Consider the following 20,360-nt stretch of genomic DNA (forward strand, 5'->3'; position numbering starts at 1 on the left):
GGGTCACGGCGAACTTGAACACCGTTCACTTGAACGCTGTTCAGGCTAGGGTGGCGGTGGTCTACTGTCAACGCGACGGATGGTCGGGAACCAGGTACGACGGGAGCGAACGGTGCAGTTGCGACGCGGCGACGTCCTCGACGGCGCGATGGCGATCCTCGACGAGTACGGTCTCGGCGACCTGACGATGCGCAAGCTCGCCACGTCGCTCGGCGTCCAGCCCGGGGCCCTGTACTGGCACTTCCCCAACAAGCAGACCCTGCTCGGCGCGATGGCCGACCGCATCCTCGACGGCGTCGACGCCCCGTCCACCGCCCCCGCCTGGGACGGCGCACTCACCGAACTCGCGCACCGCTTCCGCGCCGCACTGCTCGCCCACCGCGACGGCGCGGAACTCGTCGCCGCGACCTACGCGTCGCGGCTGACCACGTCGCGCGTGCGGGAGGCGTTCGTCGCGGCGGGCCTGCGGGCGCGGTTGTCCCGCGCCCACGCCGAGCTCGCCGGGTACGCGCTGCTGCACTACGTCCTCGGCCACACCGTCGACGAGCAGTCCCGTCTGCAGCTCGCCGAACTCGGGGCGCTGACCCGCAAGCCCGTCTCCCCCGACGTGTCCACCGAGACCGCGGCCGGCCCGGACGTCGACCTGCTCGACGGGGATCCGTCCGTGCGGTTCGACTTCGGCCTGACCCTGTTCGTCGACGGCATCCGCAGCCGCCTGCGCGAGGGCGATCCCGCTGCGTCGCGGCCGAATGTCACACCGGTGCAACCCACCTGAACGCATGTGACATTCGGCCACCAGGACGGACGGGGGTCGGCCGCGCGGTGGCCTGCTACCGGTGGGCCGAGCGGGTGGGGGTCAGCGCCGGAACAGCTTGTTGCCGAGCCAGACGATCGGGTCGTACCGACGGTCGACGACGCGTTCCTTCATCGGGATCAGCGCGTTGTCGGTGATGTGGATGTTCTCCGGGCACACCTCGGTGCAGCACTTGGTGATGTTGCACAGCCCGAGTCCGTGCTCCTCCTGCGCGGCGGTGCGCCGGTCGGCCACGTCGAGCGGATGCATCTCGAGTTCGGCGATCCGCATCAGGTACCGGGGACCGGCGAACGCCTCCTTGTTCTCCTCGTGGTCGCGCACCACGTGGCAGACGTTCTGGCACAGGAAGCACTCGATGCACTTGCGGAACTCCTGCGACCGCTGCACGTCGATCTGCTGCATCCGGTACTCCCCCGGCGCCAGGTCGGGCGGGGGCGCGAACGCCGGTATCTCCCGGGCCTTCTCGTAGTTGAAGGACACGTCGGTGACCAGATCGCGAACCACCGGGAACGTGCGCAGCGGGGTCACGGTGACCACCTCGTCCTCGGCGAAGACCGACATCCGGGTCATGCACAGCAGCCGCGGACGGCCGTTGATCTCCGCCGAGCAGGACCCGCACTTGCCGGCCTTGCAGTTCCACCGCACCGCCAGGTCGGGAGCCTGGGTCGCCTGCAGCCGGTGGACGATGTCGAGGACGACCTCGCCCTCGTTCACCTCGACGGTGTAGTCACGCAGTTCACCGCCCCCGCCGTCACCGCGCCAGATCTTGAATGCCGCCCGGTACCCCATGGCTACGGCCTCCGTCCCGGATGCTCCGCGAGTTCGTCGTCGGTGTAGTACTTGGCGAGTTCCTCGAAATCGAACAGCGCCAACAGGTCCGGTCGCATGGGCACCTGCTGTTCGGGTGCCACCGTGACATCCGGGATCGACTCGTCACCCCCGTCCGTGCGGCACACGAGCAGCGTCCGGCGCCAGTTCGGGTCCATCGACGGATGATCGTCGCGCGTGTGCCCGCCGCGGCTCTCGGTGCGCAGCAACGCCGCCCGGGCCACGCACTCGCTCACGAGCAGCATGTTGCGCAGGTCCAGGGCGAGGTGCCAGCCGGGATTGAACTGCCGGTGCCCCTCCACGGCGACGTTCCGGATCCGCGCCCGCAACGCGCCGAGGACGTCGAGGGCACGGGCGATCTCGTCGGCGCGCCGGATGATGCCCACCAGGTCCTGCATGGACTGTTGCAGCCCGGTGTGCAGGGTGTAGGGGTTCTCCGCCGTCGCGGGCTCGGCGGGATCGAACGGGGCCAGCGCCGTGCGCGCCGCGGCCGTGACGTCCGCCTCGGCGACGCGCGGGCGGTGCCCGAGGCCCTGCACGTAGTCGGCGGCGCCGAGGCCGGCGCGCCGGCCGAACACCAACAGATCCGACAGGGAGTTGCCGCCGAGCCGGTTCGACCCGTGCATGCCGCCCGAGCACTCGCCGGCGGCGAACAGTCCGGGCACGGACGCGGCACCGGTTTCCGGATCGACCTCGATGCCGCCCATCACGTAGTGGCAGGTGGGGCCGACCTCCATCGCCTCCGCGGTGATGTCGACGTCGGCGAGCTCCTTGAACTGGTGGTGCATCGACGGCAGCCGCCGGACGATCTCCTCGGCGGGCATGCGCGAGGCGATGTCGAGGAACACCCCGCCGTGCGGGGTGCCGCGACCGGCCTTGACCTCGGAATTGATGGCGCGGGCGACCTCGTCGCGCGGCAACAGGTCCGGGGTGCGGCGGTTGTTCTCCTGGTCGGTGTACCAGCGGTCGGCCTCCTCCTCCGTCTCCGCGTACTGGCCTTTGAACACCGGTGGGATGTACGAGAACATGAACCGCTCGTTCTCGGAGTTCTTCAGGACCCCGCCGTCGCCGCGCACCCCCTCGGTGACGAGGATGCCCTTGACGCTCGGCGGCCACACCATCCCGGTGGGGTGGAACTGGACGAACTCCATGTTGATCAGGGCGGCCCCGGCCCGCAGCGCGAGAGCGTGACCGTCGCCGGTGTACTCCCACGAGTTCGACGTCACCTTCCAGGACTTGCCGATCCCGCCGGTGGCCACGACGACGGCGGGCGCCTCGAACAGCACGAACCGGCCGGACTCGCGCCAGTACCCGAACGCACCGGCGATGCGGCCCTCGGCGTCCTTCAGCAGTTCGGTGACGGTGCATTCGGCGAACACCCGCACCCGGGCGTCGTAGTCGCCCGTGGCGGCGTGGTCCTCCTGCTGCAGGGACACGATCTTCTGCTGCATCGTGCGGATCAGCTCGAGGCCGGTGCGGTCACCGACGTGCGCCAGCCGCGGATAGGTGTGACCGCCGAAGTTGCGCTGGCTGATCCGGCCGTCGGGGGTGCGGTCGAACAACGCACCGTAGGTCTCGAGTTCCCACACCCGGTCGGGCGCCTCGCGGGCGTGCAGTTCGGCCATGCGCCAGTTGTTGAGGAACTTGCCTCCTCGCATGGTGTCCTGGAAGTGCACCTGCCACGAGTCGTGCGGGTTGGCGTTGCCCATCGCGGCGGCGCAACCGCCCTCCGCCATGACGGTGTGCGCCTTGCCGAACAGCGACTTGCACACGACCGCGACCCGCAGTCCGCGTTGACGCGCCTCGATGACGGCGCGCAGCCCCGCCCCGCCCGCGCCGATGACCACCACGTCGTAGCTGTGCCGTTCGACGTCCGCCATCCAGTCCTCCTTCGCTGCCGAGTCGGCCCGGGGCCGGCGCCCGGGCCGTCGTCGTGGCTCAGCCGACGAACCGCAGGTCCGAGATGGTGCCGCTCGCCACGAGCATGATGTAGAAATCCGTGATCATCAGGGTGCCCAGCGTGGTCCACGCCAGTTGCATGTGCCGGGTGTTGAGCCGGGAAACCGCCGTCCAGATCCGGTAACGCAGCGGGTGTTTCGAGAAGTGCTTGAGCCGGCCGCCGGTGACGTGCCGGCACGAGTGGCACGAGACGGTGTACGCCCACAGGAGCAGCACGTTCCCCACCAGGATGAGGTTGCCGAGGCCGAAGCCGAACCCGCCGCCGGAACCGTGGAACGCGACGATCGCGTCGTAGGTGTTGATCGCCGAGATGACGAGCGCGACGTAGAAGAAGTAGCGGTGCGAGTTCTGGATCAGCAGCGGCAGCCGCGTCTCCCCCGTGTACCGGGCGTGCGGCTCGGCGACGGCGCAGGCCGGCGGCGCCAGCCAGATCGAGCGATAGTAGGCCTTGCGGTAGTAGTAGCACGTCAGCCGGAATCCGAGCAGGAACGGCAGCGACAGGAACGCCAGGGGGATCCACATGGGCAGCTCGCCCACCCACGTCCCGAAGTGCCGGGCGCCGGGCACGCACGACGCGCTGACGCACGGCGAGTAGAACGGCGTGAGGTAGTGGTACTCCTCCACCCAGTACGCGGTGCGCACGAAGGACCGAATCGTCGCGTAGACGACGAAGACGGCCAGCCCGAGCGTGGTGAGCACGGGCGGTTGCCACCACCGGTCGGTGCGTAGCGTGCGCGCCGCGATCCGGGCCCGCGTCGAGGACCGGACGCCGGCGCCTGCCGCGGGGGCGCTCACCGCGAGCCGTGCAGGCCGCCGAGCCCCTCGTCGTCACAGTCGACGCCGCGGAAGATCTCGTCGTACGGGGTGTCGGGGATCGGAATCCGCTCGCCGGCCGGCCGGGACGTCTCGCGCGGCGGCGAGGCCGCCAGATCCTGCGCGTCGATGTCGAGCCGGTCCACGTCGTTGATCAGGCGGCGCACCGCAGCGGCGTCGCCGTACCTCGACCGGAGCGAGGTCAGGCAGTGCCGAAGGTGACCGATGGTGCGGTGCAGTTCCTGCATTTCGGTGGTGGACATTCGTACCTCCGAGAGGGCGGTCGGCACGTCGACACCTGCCGACTCGATGTGACAGCTATCACAGTACGACATTCGCGCGGCAACACATGCGAATCCGGCGATCGGCGCGTAAACGCCCCGCCGGGCGGCCTATCCGCCCCGGATCCGGACATTTCAGTCCAGGAAATGTGAAATCTCTGCTACAGGTTTCGAAAATCCCGCATCCGGGAAAGCTTTGGTGCCAGTGTGAAAACAGCTCGCGCTGAAGAGAGTAAGGACCGAAACCGTCATGCAGACCACCTTGTTCGCCTCCGCCGCTTCCCGTCGCGCCACGGCCTCGGCCGGCTCGGCCATGAGTACCGAGGAGATCAAGCGCCGCATCGAGGCGATGTTCGCCGAACCACGCACCGACGAGCGGTCGGCGAGCACCGGGCGCGCATGAGGTCGACGACGTCGATGTGGAAAGCAGGGGATCAGATGAGTTCAGGATCGATCGAAGGGGTACCGGCCGGCGAACTGCTGATCGTCGGTGACTGCTCCCGGGTGCTCGACGGCGCCCGCGGTGCCGAGCTGCGGACGTGGGCGCGTCACCACGGACTCGGTTTCACCTACACCTTCGCCCCGGGCCGGGTGGTGTGCGCGATCGTCACCGAGGAGGTGCTCGACGGCGCCTGCTCTCCCGCCGAGGCGATGACGATGCAGTCCGTGCGCGCCGCCGGCATCCCCTGCGTCTGCGTGCACGACGCCCCCGAACGGATCCTCGAGGCACTCGTCGAACACGACCTGTTCGGCGACACCGTGACCCGGTCCCGCGGGGACGTCACGGTGCCCGCCGGGACCGTGTGCACCTCGGTGTTCGCCCTGAACGGTGACGCCGGGGCCCGCCGGGACCCGCAACCGGCCTGACTCCGTCCACGAAATCGACTCCGGCCCCGGCGCGTCGTGCGCCGGGGCCGGAGTTGTTCGGTCGACCAGCCGTCGGGCGAGCAGGAGACGCCGCCCCGGCGGCCCGGATCAACCCGAGAAGGCCGAGGCCTCCTGCGGCAGGTGCCAGCGCATCGCCACCACGGTGCCGTCGGAATTGACGGCCAGGTCGGTGTCCGCGGCCAGGTTCCGGATCAGCGTCAGGCCGTGCCCGCGCGAGCTCCCGGCGGTCGGCACGGCCGATTCCCGCCAGTGCCCGCGATCGGTGACGACGATCTCGACGCACCGGTCCTGAGGCGAGTACTTCGCCTCGAGGTCGACCGTGCCGTCACCGTCGGCGTAAGCGTGCTCCACCGCGTTCGCGAGCGCCTCGTAACTGGCCAGCAGCACATCCTGGCCACCGACCTCGGCGAGCCGCAGGCCGCTGAGCCACCGATCGAGAGCCTGCCGCAGCATCGTCACCTGCGAGGCCTCGGCGCGTACGCCGCGGTAGTACAGTCCGGTCGTCAGAAAGGCTGGTGCTACGCCTCGCGTCTGCATCCTCGTTCCCTCGTCGTCGACAGGTCCCCGACCGGTTCGTGTCCGGCGTGCCAGGTCTCCGCCCGGCGCATGCCTCCCCGCCGCCCTTGTCGGCTCATGCCTCCCTGCCGGCCTTGTCGGCTCATGCCTCCCTGCCGGCCTTGTCGGCTCATGCCTCCCCGCCCTTGTCGGCTCATGCCTCCGTGCCGGCCTTGTCGGCCTGCAGGGCGGCCAGCGCCTCGTCGAGGCGGCTGTGGATCGGGAACACCTCGTCGAGCCCGAGCAACGACAGGGGCCGCGCGGTGGCCGAGCCCTGCGCGACGACGGCGTAGGGGATCGTGCCGGCGGTCTTCTTCGACAGGTCCACCAGCACGGCGATGCCCACCGAGGCAAGGAAGTTGACGGCACCCAGGTCCACGATCAGACCCCGGCACTTGTCGTTACCCAGGGTGGCGACGGCTTCCTCCTCGAGCTGCGGGGCGCTGACCAGATCCACGTCACCGGCCACCGACAGCACCGCGATGTCGCCGCTCCACGTCTGGGATACGGCCATGATCGGCTGTTCGGAAGTCGCTTCGTTCATCTGTCCATCATGCAAGACTCTGTCCTCCTGTGCGATAGCGGGTCCGATCCAGGGATCGGAAGTCAACGGGGTACACCCACGGCGAGCAGGGCGATGTCGTCCTGCGCCCGCAGGCTGGGAATCAATTCGGAAAGCTCGGCGACGAGGCGGATCGGGGTGGCGTCCGGCACTCGCGCGGAGAGGAATGCGACGACGTTCTCCTCCCCGAAGATCTCCCGCCCGTCGGGGCGGGCCTCGGTGAGTCCGTCGGTGTAGAGCAGCAGCGTCTCTCCCGGCTCGAGGTCGACGGTGCACGCTCCGAAGCGGGCCTCGGGCAGCGCGCCCACCAGCATGCCGCGCACGCCGACCGCAGCGCAGACCGCCCCCGAGCGCCGCAGCAGCAGCGCGGGCGGATGCCCGCCGGTGGCGAGGGTCACCCGGGCGCCCTCGCGACCCTCGAGGTTCGGTTCGATGATCCCGAGCATCACGGTGCAGAACCGGTGCTGCTGCGGGTCGAGCAGCAGGACGGTGTTGAGTTCGGCCAGCGCCAGCCGCGGGTCGGAGAATCGCACGGCGGCCGCCCGCAGCGTGTACCTGATCAGCGAGGTGACCGAGGCCGCGACGGGCCCGTGCCCCTCGACATCCCCGAGGAAGAACGCCCACCGGTCGTCACCGAGGTGGAACACGTCGTAGAAGTCGCCGCCGACCTGCTGGGAGGACGCCGCATGGTAGTGGCACGCGAGCTCGATGCCCTCGATGGCCGGCAGCGACGGCGGCAGCAGGGTCCGCTGCAGGGTCGTGGCGAGTTCGGCGAGCACGTGCCGGTCGCGCTCGGCCTGCAGCCGCAGGTCCCGTTCGGCCCGGACGGTGGCCAGCGCCGACAACCGCAGCTCCAGCTGATCCATCACCACCGACGCGAGGTCCTCGAGGACGGACAGGTCCGCGGCGGAGACCTCCCGGGGCCGGGTGTCGAGGACGTTGACCGTGCCGAGCCGGTAGCCGTCCGCGGTGGTGATGGGGGCTGCGGCGTAGAACCGCACCCCCAGCTCGCCGTGGACGAGGGGATTCTGCGCGGTCCGCGGGTCGGTCCGGGCATCGGCCACCACATAGGGACGGTCGCAGAGAATCGCGGAGGCGCACAGGCCCGGGTCGCGGTCGATCTGCCGCACCCCCTCGAGGCCGTGGGCGGCCTTGAACCAGATGCGGTCCTCGTCGACGATCGTCACCGTGGCGATCGGGGTGCCGAACCAGGACGCAGCCAGCCGAGCGATCCGGTCGAACGTGCCGTCGGCCGGGGTGTCGAGAATGTTGTAGCGGGAAACGGCCCGCATGCGGGCAGTCTCCCACTGCTGGTGATCGAGCACCGTCATCGCCTGCGCTGTCTCCTACACCGACTTCCGGTCCTGCCTCGGTCGGTGAAACGCAGCAGTCGACACCCAACGCGACGAGCACTGCGTAGCACTGACGTAGGGACGCGTAGTCGGAACGCGTACCTCACAGGCACTACGGCTGGTGTCTCAACCGCATCGGACACCCTACCCGAACTCGCCGTCTTCGCACATTCGTTCACCTGCAGGAAACGTGCCGGGGCGCCGACCGGGGGCCGCGACGGGCGTCAGGATCGCATCGGCAGCCCGGTCCGGTCGGCCGGCAGCCAGCGTGCGGCCTGCTCGCCGAAGGCCACGGCGTCGAGGGCGCCACTGTCCGCCGGGATACGCCCGAGGACGGGCACGCCGGTCACCTCGGGCAGGTCCTGCAGATTGCACCGCTCGGCCAGACCGGGCTGCTCCGGCCACGCGCCGATCACCAGGCCCGCGCACTCGACGCCGCCGGCCTGCAGCGCGGCGACGGTCAGCGCGCTGTGGTTCAGGGTGCCCAGGGCGGGGGCCGCCACCACCACGGTGGGGGCGCTCAGCGCGGCGGCGACGTCGAGGAGGGTGAACCCGTCCGCCCCCAGCCGGACGAGCAGCCCGCCGGCCCCCTCGACGAGCACCAGGTCGTACGCGTCCGCGAGTGCCCGCACGGCGGTGACGACGTCGGGCAGGTGCAGCGGCGGCCGCCCGCTGCGCCGCGCCGCGGTGTCCGGTGCGAGCGGCTCCGGGTAGCGGGCCAGTTCGACGGTGTGGACCCGGTGCCCGGTGAGCCGGGCGATCTCGGCGAGGTCGCCGGGTACGTCGTCGGCGACGCCGGTCTGCGCCGGTTTGCACACGGCGACCCGCAGGCCCGCCGCGGCGGCCACGGCGGCGTAGGCCGCCGTGACGACGGTCTTGCCCACCTCGGTGGAGGTGCCGGTCACACACAGGACGGTCATGCCCGCACCCCGGCCAGCACGTCGGTGAGGACGCTTTCGATGCGGGCGAGCTCGTCGGCGCCGAGATTCGCGCGCGCGGTCAGCCGCAGCCGGGACGTGCCCTCGGGGACGGACGGCGGCCGGAAGCAGCCGACGTGGACGCCCCGGCTGCGGCACGCCTGGGCGGCGTCGAACGCGACCTGCGGGTCACCGAGGATCACCGACACCACCGCCGACGTGGGGGCGGCGACGCCGGTGATCCGGGCCAGGTCGGCGGCCCGTTCGAGCACGGCGGTGGCCCGTTGCGGCTCGTCGCGCAGCACGCGCAGCGCACCGCGGGCGGCGCCGACGGCCGCGGGCGCGAGACCGGTGTCGAAGATGAAGGTGCGGGCGGCGTCGATCAGGTGGGCCCGCACGCGGGTATCGGCGAGGACCACGCCGCCCTGCGAGGCCAGGGACTTCGACAGCGTGGCGGTGACCACGACGTCGGGTTCGCCGGCGAGACCCGCCTCGTGGACGAGTCCGCGGCCCCCCTCACCGCGGACTCCGACCCCGTGGGCCTCGTCGACGAGCAGCAGTGCGCCGTGCGCGCGGCACGCCGCATGCAGTTCCGGCAGCGGCGCGAGGTCTCCGTCGGCGCTGAACACGGAGTCGGTGAGCACGAGGGCGCGCCGCTCGGTGCGGGTGGCGAGGGCCGTCCGCACGAAGTCGACGTCGGCGTGCGGGGCGATCTGCACCCGCGCGCGGGTCAGCCGGCATGCGTCGACCAGGGACGCGTGGCAACCCGCGTCGGAGACCACGAGGGTGTCGCGGTCGGCGAGGGCGGTGACGGCGCCGAGGTTGGCGGCGTAGCCGCTGGCGAATACGAGGCCGGACTCGGCGCCGGTGAACTCGGCGAGTTCACGCTCGAGCAGTTCGTGCTCGCTGGTGGTGCCCGTGACGAGGCGGGATCCGGTGGCGCCGCCGCCCCACCGGCGCAGCGCGGCGGTCGCGGCGGCGAGGACCTCGGGGTGCCGGACGAGCCCGAGGTAGTCGTTGGAGGCGAGGTCGACGGTGCCCGGTGCCGGGGTGCGCGGATGCAGGGTGCGGCGCAGGCCCGCCGCGCGACGGGCGTCGGCGACGTCGTCGAGCCACTGGAGGCTGGCGAAGGCGGTCATGTCGGCAGACCATACCTGAACACTGTTCAAGTGACGCTCCGGGCGGCCGATTCCTCCCCGTGCGGTGGCTGCCGGCGGTGACCGCCGCCCCGCGAGTTCCCCGCTCGTGACCCGGCGTGCCGGGCCGGATCAGGCCCGGGCCGCCGCGCACATCCCCGCGACGATCCTCTGCACGTCGTCGGCGCTGCAGACGTAGGGCGGCATCGCGTAGATCAGGTTGCGGAACGGGCGCAGCCACACTCCGGCCGCGACGGCGGCCGCCGTCGCGGCGCCCATGTCCACCGGCCGGTCCAGTTCGAGCACGCCGATGCCGCCGAGCACCCGCGCGTCCACCACGCCCGGCAGCTCCCGCGCCGGCGCCAGGCCCGCCTCGAGGCCGGCGGTCAGCGCGGCCACTTCGCCGCGCCAATCCCGTGACAGCAGCAACTCCACGGCAGCGACGGCAACCGCGCACGCGAGCGGATTGCCCATGAACGTCGGGCCGTGCATGATGCCGCCGCCCTCGCCCGCACTGACCACTTCGGCGACGGCCGATGTGCACAGCACCGCGGCCAGGGTCAGATAGCCACCGGTCAACGCCTTGCCGACGCACATGACGTCCGGCGCGACGGCCGCGTGGTCGGCGGCGAACAGCTCCCCGGTACGGCCGAACCCGGTGGCGATCTCGTCGAAGATCAGCAGCAGCCCGTGTGCGTCGCACATCCGGCGCAGCTCGTTCAGATAGCGGGGGTCGTGGAAGCGCATCCCGCCCGCCCCCTGGACCACCGGCTCGACGATCACGGCGGCCAGCTCGTCCGTATGGGCTTCGAGCAGCGCTTCGAACTCGGCGACGTACGCCGGATCGAACTCGCGGGGCGGCGCCGGCGCGAACACCTGCCGCTGCAGCACGCCGGTCCACATCGAGTGCATGCCGCCCTCGGGGTCGCACACGCTCATCGGCGCGAACGTGTCGCCGTGGTAGCCGCCGCGCCACGTCATGAGCCGGTGACGTCCCGGCCTGCCGGCCGCGCGCTGATACTGCAGTGCGAGTTTGACCGCGACCTCCACCGACACCGACCCGGAATCGGCGAGGAAGACCTTGTCCAGACCATCGGGGGTGATCTCCACGAGCAGCTCCGCGAGCCGCGCGGCCGGCTCGTGGGTGAGGCCCCCGAACATGACGTGGCTCATCCGGCCCAGCTGCTGCGTGACCGCCGCGTCGAGGACCGGGTGGCGGTATCCGTGCACGGCGGCCCACCACGAGCTCATGCCGTCGACGAGTTCCCGGCCGTCGGCCAGCCGCAGCCGGGTCCCGTGCGCCTCGTCGACCACGAGCGGCGCGGTCGATGCAGGGACGGCTCCGTAGGGGTGCCACAGGTGCGCCGCGTCGAGCGCGGCGACCCGGTCGGGACTCAGACGACGAACGGTCACGAGGATCGACTGTAGGCGTCCCCGCCCCGGGGCCGATCGTCGCCCGTGCCGGGGAGGATCGCTCGCCCCGTACGCGACCGTCGATCCGGTTAGGGTTGCGGTCATGGAACCCACCGAGCCGAGCACGTCCACGGAGGCCCTCCCGGCCGACATCCCGGTGTGGCCGGGGAGCGCATATCCGCTCGGCGCGACCTACGACGGGGCGGGCACGAACTTCGCCCTCTTCTCCGAGGTCGCCGAGAAGGTCGAACTGTGCCTGATCGCCAAGGACGGCACCGAGACCCGCGTGCCGATCGAGGAGGTCGACGGCAACGTCTGGCACGTCTACCTGCCCACGGTGACCCCCGGCCAGCGCTACGGCTACCGGGTGCACGGCCCCTACGACCCGGCGCAGGGTCTGCGCTGCGATCCGAGCAAGCTGCTGCTCGACCCCTACGGCAAGGCCTACGACGGCGCGTTCGACGGCGATGCGTCCCTGTTCTCGTACGCGATGGTCGGGGCCGAGGACGCACCGTCCGAACCGGAGCATTCGGCAGGAGCCGAGGAGGCACAGTCGGCACCGGAGCCGGCGGCCCGGGCCGCGGAGGACGCCGGCGCCGAGGCCGCCGGGGACACGGCCGGCGCCGAGGCCGCCGGGGACACGACCGCCGACGAGGCGGACGACTTGGACGGGACCGGGTCCGGCGAGACCGGGGACGACGGGACCGGGGACGACGGGGCCGGGGACGACACGGCGGCCGAGTCCGCCCCCGAGCCCGCCGCACCGGCGAATCCCGATTTCCCGCAGCTCGATTCGCTCGGGCACACGATGACGACCGTGGTGATCAACCCGTTCTTCGACTGGGCCTCCGACCGGCACCCGCGCCGGCCCTACTACGAGACCGTCATCTACGAAGCCCACGTGAAGGGCATGACCGCGACCCATCCCGGCGTGCCGGAGCAGCTGCGCGGCACCTACGCCGGACTGGCGCACCCGGTGATCATCGACCATCTGCAGAGCCTCGGGGTCACCGCGATCGAACTGATGCCCGTGCACCAGTTCATGCACGATCAGGTCCTGCTGGACCGTGGGCTGCGGAACTACTGGGGCTACAACACCTTCGGCTTCCTGGCCCCGCACCTGGACTACTCGTCGGCGAGCAACCCGAGCGGCGTCGTCGCCGAGTTCAAGGCGATGGTGCGCGCCTACCACGAGGCAGGCATCGAGGTGATCCTCGACGTGGTCTACAACCACACCGCGGAGGGCAACCACCTGGGACCGACCATCTCGTTCCGCGGCATCGACAACGCCGCCTACTACCGGCTGGTCGACGACGACAAGTCCTACTACATGGACTACACCGGCACCGGCAACAGCCTCAACGCCCGCCACCCGCACACCCTGCAGCTGATCATGGATTCGCTGCGCTACTGGGTGACCGAGATGCACGTCGACGGCTTCCGCTTCGACCTGGCCTCCACCCTGGCCCGCGAACTGCACGACGTGGACCGGCTGTCCGCGTTCTTCGACCTGGTGCAGCAGGATCCGATCGTCTCGCAGGTCAAGCTGATCGCCGAACCGTGGGACGTCGGCGAGGGCGGCTACCAGGTGGGGAACTTCCCCGGCCTGTGGACCGAGTGGAACGGCAAGTACCGCGACACGGTCCGCGACTACTGGCGCGGTGAACCGGCCACTCTCGGCGAGTTCGCCTCCCGGCTCACCGGCTCGTCGGACCTGTACGAGGCCACCGGCCGCCGCCCGAGCGCCTCGATCAACTTCGTCACCGCGCACGACGGCTTCACCCTCGCCGACCTCGTCTCCTACAACGAGAAGCACAACGACGCCAACGGCGAGAACAACATGGACGGCGAGTCGCACAACCGGTCGTGGAACTGCGGCGCCGAGGGCCCCACCGACGACCCGGAGGTGCTGGCCCTGCGGCAGCGGCAGAGCCGCAACATCCTGGCGACGCTGATGCTCTCCCAGGGCACCCCGATGATCGCGCACGGCGACGAGTTCGGGCGCACGCAGCAGGGCAACAACAACGTCTACTGCCAGGACAACGAGCTGTCCTGGATGGACTGGTCGCTCGCGGAGACGAACGCGGACCTGCTGGACTTCACCCGCAACGTGATCGCCCTGCGCCGGTCGCACCCGGTGTTCCGGCGGCGGCGGTTCTTCGAGGGCCGGCCGATCCGCAGCGGCGAGCAGTCCCGCGACATCGCCTGGCGCACCCCGGCGGGCGAGGAGATGACCCCGGAGGACTGGGACAGCGGGTTCGGCAAGTCGCTGTCGGTGTTCCTCAACGGCGAGGGCATCCACGAGCCGAACCAGCGCGGCGAACGCGTCGTCGACGATTCGTTCCTGCTGTGCTTCAACGCCCACGACGAGCCGATCGACTTCGTCACCCCCGACGGTCCGCACGCACAGGAATGGTCGGTAGCGCTGGACACGGACGTGCCGGACGGACTGCGCGAACAGGTCGTGACCGCCGGGGGGTCGGTGCGGGTGCAGGCCCGTTCGCTGCTGGTGCTGCGGAGGACCGCATGAGCCCGCGCCCGGTGTCGTCGACGTATCGGCTGCAGCTCACCGGCGACGGGACGACCTTCGCGGACGCGATCGCGCTCGTGGACTACCTCGAGGCGCTCGGGGTCTCACACGTGTACCTGTCCCCCGTGCTCAGCGCCGCGGCCGGATCGACCCACGGCTACGACGTGGTGGACCCGACCACGGTGTCGGCGGCGCTCGGCGGCCGCGCGGGCCTCGAGGCCCTCGCCCGCGAGGTCCGCTCCCGCGGGATGGGTCTGCTGATCGACATCGTGCCCAACCACGTCGGCGTCGGCGATCCCCGCGAGAACCCGTGGTGGTGGGACGTGCTGCGGCACGGCCGCGACTCGCGGTACGCGACCTACTTCGACGTCGACTGGGCCGCGGACAACGGCACCGACGGCCGGATCGCCCTGCCCGTGCTGGGTTCGGCGGCCGACGTCGAGGAGCTGACCGTCGACCGCACCGGCGACGAGCCGACGCTGGCCTACTACGAGCGGCGCTTCCCCGTCGCCCCGGGCACCGACACCGGGACCGGAGCGGAAGTACATGCGCGGCAGGCGTATCGGCTGGTGCCGTGGGACAGCGGCCTGATCGGGTACCGCCGGTTCTTCACCGTCGACGACCTCGCCGCGGTGCGGGTAGAGGATCCCGCGGTGTTCGACGCGGTGCATGCCCAGGTGGCGTCGTGGATGGACGACGACCTCACCGACGGCGTCCGCGTGGACCATCCGGACGGCCTGGCCGACCCGACCGGCTACCTGCGGCGGCTGCGCGGGCTCGTCGGCCCGGACCGGTGGCTGGTGATCGAGAAGATTCTCGGCGACGGCGAACCGCTCGACCCGACCCTGCCCGTCGACGGCACCACGGGCTACGACGCGCTCGGCGAGGTCGGTGCGGTGTTCCTCGATCCGCGGGGCGAGAAGGACCTGAACGCGCTGTCACTCGACCGCACCGGCACCCCCGGCGACGCGGAGTGGCTGCACGCGCAGGAGAAGCAGATCAAGCGCGCGGTGCTGCGGACGGGGCTGGCGCCGGAGGTGCGCCGGCTGGTGCGGGCCGTGCGGCGAGATGCCGCCGATGCGACCTGCCCGGACGAGCGGCTGCGCGACGCCGTGATCGCGGTGGCGGCCGAACTGCCCGTGTACCGGTCGGACTATGCGTCGCTGGGCGGGATGCTGCCCCGCATCCTGGGTGACCGCGCCCGCGCCGACGCCGCGCTCGAACCCGCCCTCGAGGTGCTGGCCCGGGCCCTGGCCCGCGGCGGAGAGGCGGCGGCCCGGTTCGGCCAGGTGTGCGGCGCCGCGACGGCGAAGGCCGTCGAGGACTGCCTGTTCTACCGGGCGGCGCGGCTGGTGTCGCTGCAGGAGGTCGGTGGCCACCCGGGACGGTTCGGGTTGCCCGTCGCCGAGTTCCACCTGGCGTGGGCGGAGCGGGCGCGGCGGTGGCCGCGGGCGATGACGTCGCTGTCGACGCACGACACCAAGCGGGGCGAGGACGTCCGCGCCCGCATCGGGGTGCTCTCCCAGGTGCCGCAGCTGTGGGCGGCGTGCCTGTCCGAATGGGAATCCGTCGCCCCGCCGCCGGACGCCGCCACCGGGCTGTTCCTGTGGCAGAACCTGTTCGGCGCGTGGCCGCGCGACGGCGTGGTGACCGGGGAACTGCGGTCGCGGCTGCGCGAGTACGCCCGTAAGGCGTTGCGGGAGAACGGCTTGCGCACCACCTGGACCGAGGTGGACGAGGAGTTCGAGGGCGCGGTGGCGGCCTGGCTCGACGCGGTGTGCGACGGGCCGGTCGGCGCGTCACTGACCGAGTTCGTCTCGTCCCTGACCCCTCATTTCTCCGCGGATTCGCTCGGGCAGAAGCTGCTGCAGCTGCTCGGACCCGGCATCCCCGACGTGTACCAGGGCACCGAACTGTGGGAGGACTCGCTCGTCGACCCGGACAACCGGCGGCCCGTGGACTTCGCCACCAGACGCCGGCTGCTCGCACAGGACGCACCGCCGGCCGTGGACGACGCCGGCACCGCGAAGCTCGCCGTGGTGCGGACGGCGCTGCGCCTGCGCCGCGAGCGGCCGGCGAGCTTCGTCGGCGGGGCCTACGTTCCGCTGTCCGCGTCGGGGCCGGCCGCCGGTCACCTGATCGGGTTCGGGCGGGGCCCGGCGGCCGAGGAGGTCGACGTGGTGGCGCTCGCGTCGCGGCACACTGTCACGCTGGAGGAAACCGGGTGGGGCGACACGACGCTCGACCTGCCGCCGGGACTCTGGGTCGATCGGCTCACCGGGCGGCGGCTGTCGGGAACGGTGTCGCCGGCGGAGGTGTTCGCGGATCTTCCCGTTGCGGCGCTGGCCCGCGATTAGGAATTCTCCTCCTGGGGGTGGACGGCCCTCGGCAGGCGACGCCGGCCGAGGGACCCGGCGACCGGGACGAGCCGGCGGTTCAGCCCACACCGGTCGGCGGTGGCCCCGTGGGGGTCTCGAGGCCTGTGCGCCCTTGCGCGAGGAGGACGCGCGTCACCTTACGCAACAGCCATCCCTTGATCCCGGGAAGACTCGCGGCGATCTGCTCTTCGATGGCCAGTTTGTCGTAGTACGAGCGGAGCCGGTGGATCCGGGCCGACCCATCGAACTCGTAGACCGTGACCACCGGAGCTCGATATACGATCCCCCGGTACGTCTGGGTCATCCGACCTGGGGTTACCCCAGGGTCGTGTGGCGGGAGGGGTCCCCCCTTCGGCGTGGCGTGGCCCGGACCGAGCGGTGCTTGTCACCGGTCGGGGCTACCGCCGAGGTACTGCGCGACAGGGGCGCTACAGCGTTGGTAGAGGAGCTGACGGAGGACGTCGTGGCAGTGTCGGCCTCGCTCTCCGGCAGGGGCAGGAGGTAACCGATGAGTACCACGGGAGATCGTCGGTCTGCCCGGAAAGCGAAAGCCCGTGCCGATCGCGCGTTGTGCCCGGTCGCGGTATCAGCCACCTTGGGGCTTCGGGTCGCTGATGCGGCAGAGGCGATGCGCGCCCACGCCGTCGCGAGGCCACTCGACGTCGCGACCGCCGGGCGCCGGCTCCGCGGCGCGGAGCCATGCCGGACCGGGTCTGTCAGCTGCTCGCCCGCAAGGCCGTACGAGCAGCTCGGCGGTGCGCCGGCAACGGAGCCGGGCGTTTCGAGGAGGAGCATGCGAACCTGCTCCGGTCCGAGCGGGTGCACCGGCTCCTCGAATCCGGCAGGCGCCGGCGCTTCGACGAGCCGGCGATGATCACGGTGCGGGACGTCGCCTTCCGGGCGGCGAGACCTTGCGCGCGGCGCGACGGCGGGCGATCTCTCGGACGGCGAGCGGGCGGCCCTGTGGATTGTGGGTGTGGACCCGGGACTGCCCCGCACCGCTAACGCAGGCGCAGCAGGACCAGGGCCAGGGCCGTGCCGTCCTCGCCGAGCTCCGCGGCGTATCGGCGGATCACGCTCATGTCGTGGGCGTGGGTGACGCGGGGCGCGCCCGTCCCGACCCGGAGCTGCCCGATCCGTCGTTCGAGCGCGATGCGGCGCCGCACCACGGCGAGGATCTCGGCGTCGAGGCCGTCGATGTCGGCGCGCAGACGGGGCAGTTCGGAGTCGGTGGTGCCTGGTTCGGCAACGGCGGTCATGATGCCTCCCTTCGGGATTCGGTGTGTTCGCTGCATCGATACTCCCGCGCGGGCGCGGCGGGTAACAGCCACCCCAGGTGGCGGATTCGCCACCCCGACGGGGGTCACTGTCACCGGCGCGCCGACGGATCCGGTCACAGTGCCCGCCGGTAACCGCGGATCACCGGCACGGCGCACACCGCGAGCAGGGCGACCGACCAGGCCACGGTGCGCAACAGCGGCCCCTGGACGGCGCCACCGAGGGCGAGCGCCTGCATCGTCTCGACGGCACTCGTCATGGGCTGGTTGCGGATCACCGGCGCAAGCACCTCCGGGTACGCACCGATCGGCACGAACCCCGGGTTGAAGAACAGCATCAGCGTGCACAGCAGCGAGATCGATTCGATGACAACGGTTTTCGCGGCCATGAGCGCGGCCGCGGTGACCAGCGCGGCGAACGCCACCCCGAACAGCACCGGCACCGCCAGGAAGCCGATCGCGGCGAGCGGGCCCCGCTGGAAGCGGAAGCCGAGGACGAAGCCGGCGGCGACGATGACGACGGTGGTCACGGCGATGCGCACCGCCTCGGCGAGGAACCGCGACGCCAGCGCCGACGCCCGGTGGACGGGCAGCACCCACAGCCGCGCGGGCAGCCCGGCCGCGCATTCGCGGCCGAGCGTGACGGCGCCGGCCAGCGAGCCGAGCAGGGCGCTCATCACGACGACCATCGGCACCGTCCCGTACAGGGCGTCGTGCCCGGCGAACGCCGAGACCTGCCGGCCGAGCACCGCCTCGAGCATGAGCAGCAGCAGCACCGGGTAGGCGAGGCTCTGCAGCATCGTCATCGGATCCCGGCGCCACCGGGTGAGCAGGCGCCCCGCCTGCAGCCAGGTGTGCCTGACGAGAGCGGGTACCGAGTTCTCGGGTGCGGTCACGGTGGTGCTCATCGCTGTCTCCGATTCGTGCGGGCCGCCAGGGGGACGACGACCAGAAGGATCCCGCCGAGCCACAGCAGCGTCGGCGTCAGCGCGGTGGCGGTGGCGGTGCCGTCGGCGAGACCGCGCAGGCTCGACGCGAACTGTGAGACGGGCTGGTTGCGGACGAACGGCTGGATCCAGGCCGGAAACTGGTCGATCGGGACGAAGCCGCAGGAGAGCATCCCGAGCACGAGCTGCGGCAGCATCAGTGCCTGGGTCGTGGCTTCCGGGCTGCGGAACAGGGTGCCGATCACGTCGGCGCCGAGCGTGAGGACCATCCCGACGGTCAGCGCGAGTGCGCAGAACCCGACGGCTGCGGCGGTTCCGGCGAACCGGAACCCGATCACGTGCCCGCAGCCGATCGCCGCCGAGAGCGACAGCGCGCACTTGACGGCGCTCGCGGACAGGCGCGCGGCGAGCGGCACGGCCGCCGCGATCGGCATCGTCGCGAAGCGGCGGTCGATGCCGTGCACCGCGTCGGTCGCGGCCAGGAAGGCGGCGGAGATCGCGGTGAAGGACACGGCCTGCAACGCGATCAGCGGCATCAGGAACTGCCCGTAATCGACGGTTCCGCCGGTGAACAGGGCGATCACGCGTTGCAGCGGCACGTAGAACCCGACGGTGAACACGAGCGGCGCGACGAGCGCGGTGACGAGTTCGCCGCCGCGGATCGCCGGGATCAGGGTGCGTACGGACAGCACCCACCACTGGTAGAGCGGCGAGGGAACCGGTGCGACGGTCGTCGTGGTCATGCCACCACCTCGAATCGCGGCCGGGCGGCGGTGAGGGCGAGGAAGACCTCGTCCAGCGACGGTCGCCGCAGCGCGATGTCGGAGACGGCGACGCCGTGGGCGGCGACGGCGGTGGCGACCTGCGCCAGGGTGCCGGCGCCGTGCGGCGCGGGGATCGTGACACGGTCGGCGGCGACCTCGATCGCCGCGGCCGGCGCGAACCGGCCGAGCACGTGCGCCACGGCCGGCACGTCGGCCACCCGCACCGGGACGACCTCGCAGAAGGTGGCGCCGACGCGCTGCTTCAGCTGGGCGGGGGTGCCCTCGGCGACGACGGCGCCCCGGTCGATGACGACGATCCGGTCGGCGAGCAGGTCGGCCTCCTCGAGGTACTGCGTGGTGAGCAGCGTGGTGACGCCCTGGGATTTGAATCCGGCGATCAGGTCCCAGACCCGTTGGCGGCTGCGCGGATCGAGCCCGGTGGTCGGCTCGTCGAGGAACACCACCTGGGGCGGGACGACGAGCCCGCAGGCGATGTCGATGCGGCGGCGCATGCCGCCGGAGTACTTGCCGACCCGCCGGTCGGCGGCGTCCTCGAGGTCGAATTCGGCGAGCAGTTCCCGCGCCCGGGCGCGGGCCGCGCGGCGCCGCAGCCCGAGCAGCCGGGCGAACAGGACCAGGTTCTCGAAGCCGGTGAGCATGTCGTCGAGGGCGGCGTACTGGCCGGTGAGCATCACCGCGCGGCGCACCCCGGCCGCGTCGGCGACGACGTCGTGGCCGGCGACGACGGCGCGACCGGAATCCGGCCGCAGCAGGGTGGACAGGATGTTCACGGTGGTGGTCTTGCCGGCGCCGTTGGGGCCGAGGACGCCGAGGACCTCGCCGGCCTCGGCGGTGAAGCTCACGCCGCACAGGGCCGGGACCGGCCCGAAGCTCTTGGTGACGGCGTCGACGAGGACGGCTGGGGTCGAGGGGGACATGGTGCTCC

20 protein-coding genes are annotated in these 20,360 nt (G+C 71.5%); 5 read left to right on the plus strand and 15 right to left on the minus strand.

The window, feature by feature from the left end; genetic code table 11:
* The first annotated feature begins 112 nt into the window (after positions 1-112).
* Entirely contained in the window at positions 113-775 is a 663-nt protein-coding gene (locus ISO16_RS04760) for a TetR/AcrR family transcriptional regulator C-terminal domain-containing protein (protein WP_029544099.1), read from the plus strand.
* A gap of 81 nt (positions 776-856) precedes the next feature.
* Here ISO16_RS04760 and ISO16_RS04765 read toward each other — a convergent pair whose 3' ends face one another.
* From ISO16_RS04765 to ISO16_RS04780, 4 genes are read right to left on the minus strand one after another with little or no spacing between them, the layout of a single operon-like run.
* Positions 857-1,603, minus strand: a complete 747-nt coding sequence (locus ISO16_RS04765; RefSeq protein ID WP_006946166.1) for a succinate dehydrogenase/fumarate reductase iron-sulfur subunit — start codon at positions 1,601-1,603, stop codon at positions 857-859.
* 2 nt (positions 1,604-1,605) lie between these two features.
* On the minus strand, positions 1,606-3,522 hold the full coding sequence (locus ISO16_RS04770) for a fumarate reductase/succinate dehydrogenase flavoprotein subunit (RefSeq protein WP_006946168.1): 1,917 nt from the start codon (positions 3,520-3,522) through the stop codon (positions 1,606-1,608).
* Between the two features lie 58 nt (positions 3,523-3,580).
* Positions 3,581-4,396 (minus strand): hypothetical protein, encoded by an 816-nt coding sequence (locus tag ISO16_RS04775; protein ID WP_029544101.1) that lies wholly within the window; start codon positions 4,394-4,396, stop codon positions 3,581-3,583.
* On the minus strand, positions 4,393-4,677 hold the full coding sequence (locus ISO16_RS04780; RefSeq protein WP_006946170.1) for a hypothetical protein: 285 nt from the start codon (positions 4,675-4,677) through the stop codon (positions 4,393-4,395). Before ISO16_RS04780 ends, ISO16_RS04775 begins: the two co-directional genes overlap by 4 nt.
* Before the next feature lie 268 nt (positions 4,678-4,945).
* On the opposite strand from ISO16_RS04780, the gene ISO16_RS04785 reads away from it, so the two are divergent.
* Together ISO16_RS04785 and ISO16_RS04790 are read left to right on the plus strand one after the other, a co-directional pair.
* Complete coding sequence (locus tag ISO16_RS04785; protein WP_006946171.1) at positions 4,946-5,098, plus strand: hypothetical protein; 153 nt, start codon at positions 4,946-4,948, stop codon at positions 5,096-5,098.
* 35 nt (positions 5,099-5,133) lie between these two features.
* Positions 5,134-5,562 (plus strand): hypothetical protein, encoded by a 429-nt coding sequence (locus tag ISO16_RS04790; protein ID WP_072635396.1) that lies wholly within the window; start codon positions 5,134-5,136, stop codon positions 5,560-5,562.
* A 108-nt stretch (positions 5,563-5,670) separates the two neighbouring features.
* On the opposite strand, the gene ISO16_RS04795 is transcribed toward ISO16_RS04790, so the two are convergent.
* The 6 genes from ISO16_RS04795 to ISO16_RS04820 all read right to left on the minus strand — a co-directional run bounded on the left by ISO16_RS04795 (position 5,671) and on the right by ISO16_RS04820 (position 11,518).
* Positions 5,671-6,120, minus strand: a complete 450-nt coding sequence (locus tag ISO16_RS04795) for an ATP-binding protein (protein WP_006946173.1) — start codon at positions 6,118-6,120, stop codon at positions 5,671-5,673.
* Positions 6,121-6,292: 172 nt separating this feature from the next.
* Positions 6,293-6,682 carry an STAS domain-containing protein gene (locus tag ISO16_RS04800; RefSeq protein ID WP_006946175.1) on the minus strand — a complete coding sequence of 130 codons (390 nt, stop codon included), beginning with the start codon at positions 6,680-6,682 and terminating at the stop codon, positions 6,293-6,295.
* Between the two features lie 62 nt (positions 6,683-6,744).
* Positions 6,745-8,031 carry a PP2C family protein-serine/threonine phosphatase gene (locus ISO16_RS04805; protein ID WP_072635397.1) on the minus strand — a complete coding sequence of 429 codons (1,287 nt, stop codon included), beginning with the start codon at positions 8,029-8,031 and terminating at the stop codon, positions 6,745-6,747.
* Between the two features lie 245 nt (positions 8,032-8,276).
* Positions 8,277-8,972, minus strand: a complete 696-nt coding sequence (bioD, locus tag ISO16_RS04810; protein ID WP_072635398.1) for a dethiobiotin synthase — start codon at positions 8,970-8,972, stop codon at positions 8,277-8,279.
* Positions 8,969-10,108, minus strand: a complete 1,140-nt coding sequence (locus ISO16_RS04815) for an 8-amino-7-oxononanoate synthase (protein WP_006946185.1) — start codon at positions 10,106-10,108, stop codon at positions 8,969-8,971. The genes bioD and ISO16_RS04815 overlap by 4 nt, the downstream gene beginning before the upstream one ends.
* A gap of 129 nt (positions 10,109-10,237) precedes the next feature.
* A complete protein-coding gene (locus ISO16_RS04820) occupies positions 10,238-11,518 on the minus strand; it encodes an adenosylmethionine--8-amino-7-oxononanoate transaminase (RefSeq protein ID WP_072635399.1) in 1,281 nt (426 codons plus the stop codon).
* 103 nt (positions 11,519-11,621) lie between these two features.
* On the opposite strand from ISO16_RS04820, the gene glgX reads away from it, so the two are divergent.
* Positions 11,622-14,048 carry a glycogen debranching protein GlgX gene (gene glgX, locus ISO16_RS04825; RefSeq protein WP_072635400.1) on the plus strand — a complete coding sequence of 809 codons (2,427 nt, stop codon included), beginning with the start codon at positions 11,622-11,624 and terminating at the stop codon, positions 14,046-14,048.
* The gene (treY, locus tag ISO16_RS04830; protein WP_072635401.1) at positions 14,045-16,405 is read left to right on the plus strand and encodes a malto-oligosyltrehalose synthase; all 2,361 of its coding nucleotides are present in this window, start codon (positions 14,045-14,047) and stop codon (positions 16,403-16,405) included. The genes glgX and treY overlap by 4 nt, the downstream gene beginning before the upstream one ends.
* Before the next feature lie 79 nt (positions 16,406-16,484).
* Here treY and ISO16_RS04835 read toward each other — a convergent pair whose 3' ends face one another.
* The 5 genes from ISO16_RS04835 to ISO16_RS04855 form a co-directional block, all read right to left on the minus strand.
* The gene (locus ISO16_RS04835; protein ID WP_029544122.1) at positions 16,485-16,691 is read right to left on the minus strand and encodes a hypothetical protein; all 207 of its coding nucleotides are present in this window, start codon (positions 16,689-16,691) and stop codon (positions 16,485-16,487) included.
* Between the two features lie 736 nt (positions 16,692-17,427).
* Complete coding sequence (locus tag ISO16_RS04840) at positions 17,428-17,685, minus strand: chorismate mutase (RefSeq protein WP_043798912.1); 258 nt, start codon at positions 17,683-17,685, stop codon at positions 17,428-17,430.
* Positions 17,686-17,819: 134 nt separating this feature from the next.
* The gene (locus ISO16_RS04845) at positions 17,820-18,611 is read right to left on the minus strand and encodes an ABC transporter permease (protein ID WP_029544126.1); all 792 of its coding nucleotides are present in this window, start codon (positions 18,609-18,611) and stop codon (positions 17,820-17,822) included.
* A complete protein-coding gene (locus ISO16_RS04850; protein ID WP_006935399.1) occupies positions 18,608-19,393 on the minus strand; it encodes an ABC transporter permease in 786 nt (261 codons plus the stop codon). The genes ISO16_RS04845 and ISO16_RS04850 overlap by 4 nt, the downstream gene beginning before the upstream one ends.
* Positions 19,390-20,352, minus strand: coding sequence for an ATP-binding cassette domain-containing protein (locus ISO16_RS04855; RefSeq protein ID WP_072635402.1), 963 nt, complete (start codon positions 20,350-20,352; stop codon positions 19,390-19,392). Before ISO16_RS04855 ends, ISO16_RS04850 begins: the two co-directional genes overlap by 4 nt.
* Between the last annotated feature and the right edge of the window lie 8 nt (positions 20,353-20,360).

Source organism: Rhodococcus sp. M8, from assembly GCF_015654185.1.
Classification (GTDB): Bacteria; Actinomycetota; Actinomycetes; order Mycobacteriales; family Mycobacteriaceae; genus Rhodococcus; species Rhodococcus aetherivorans.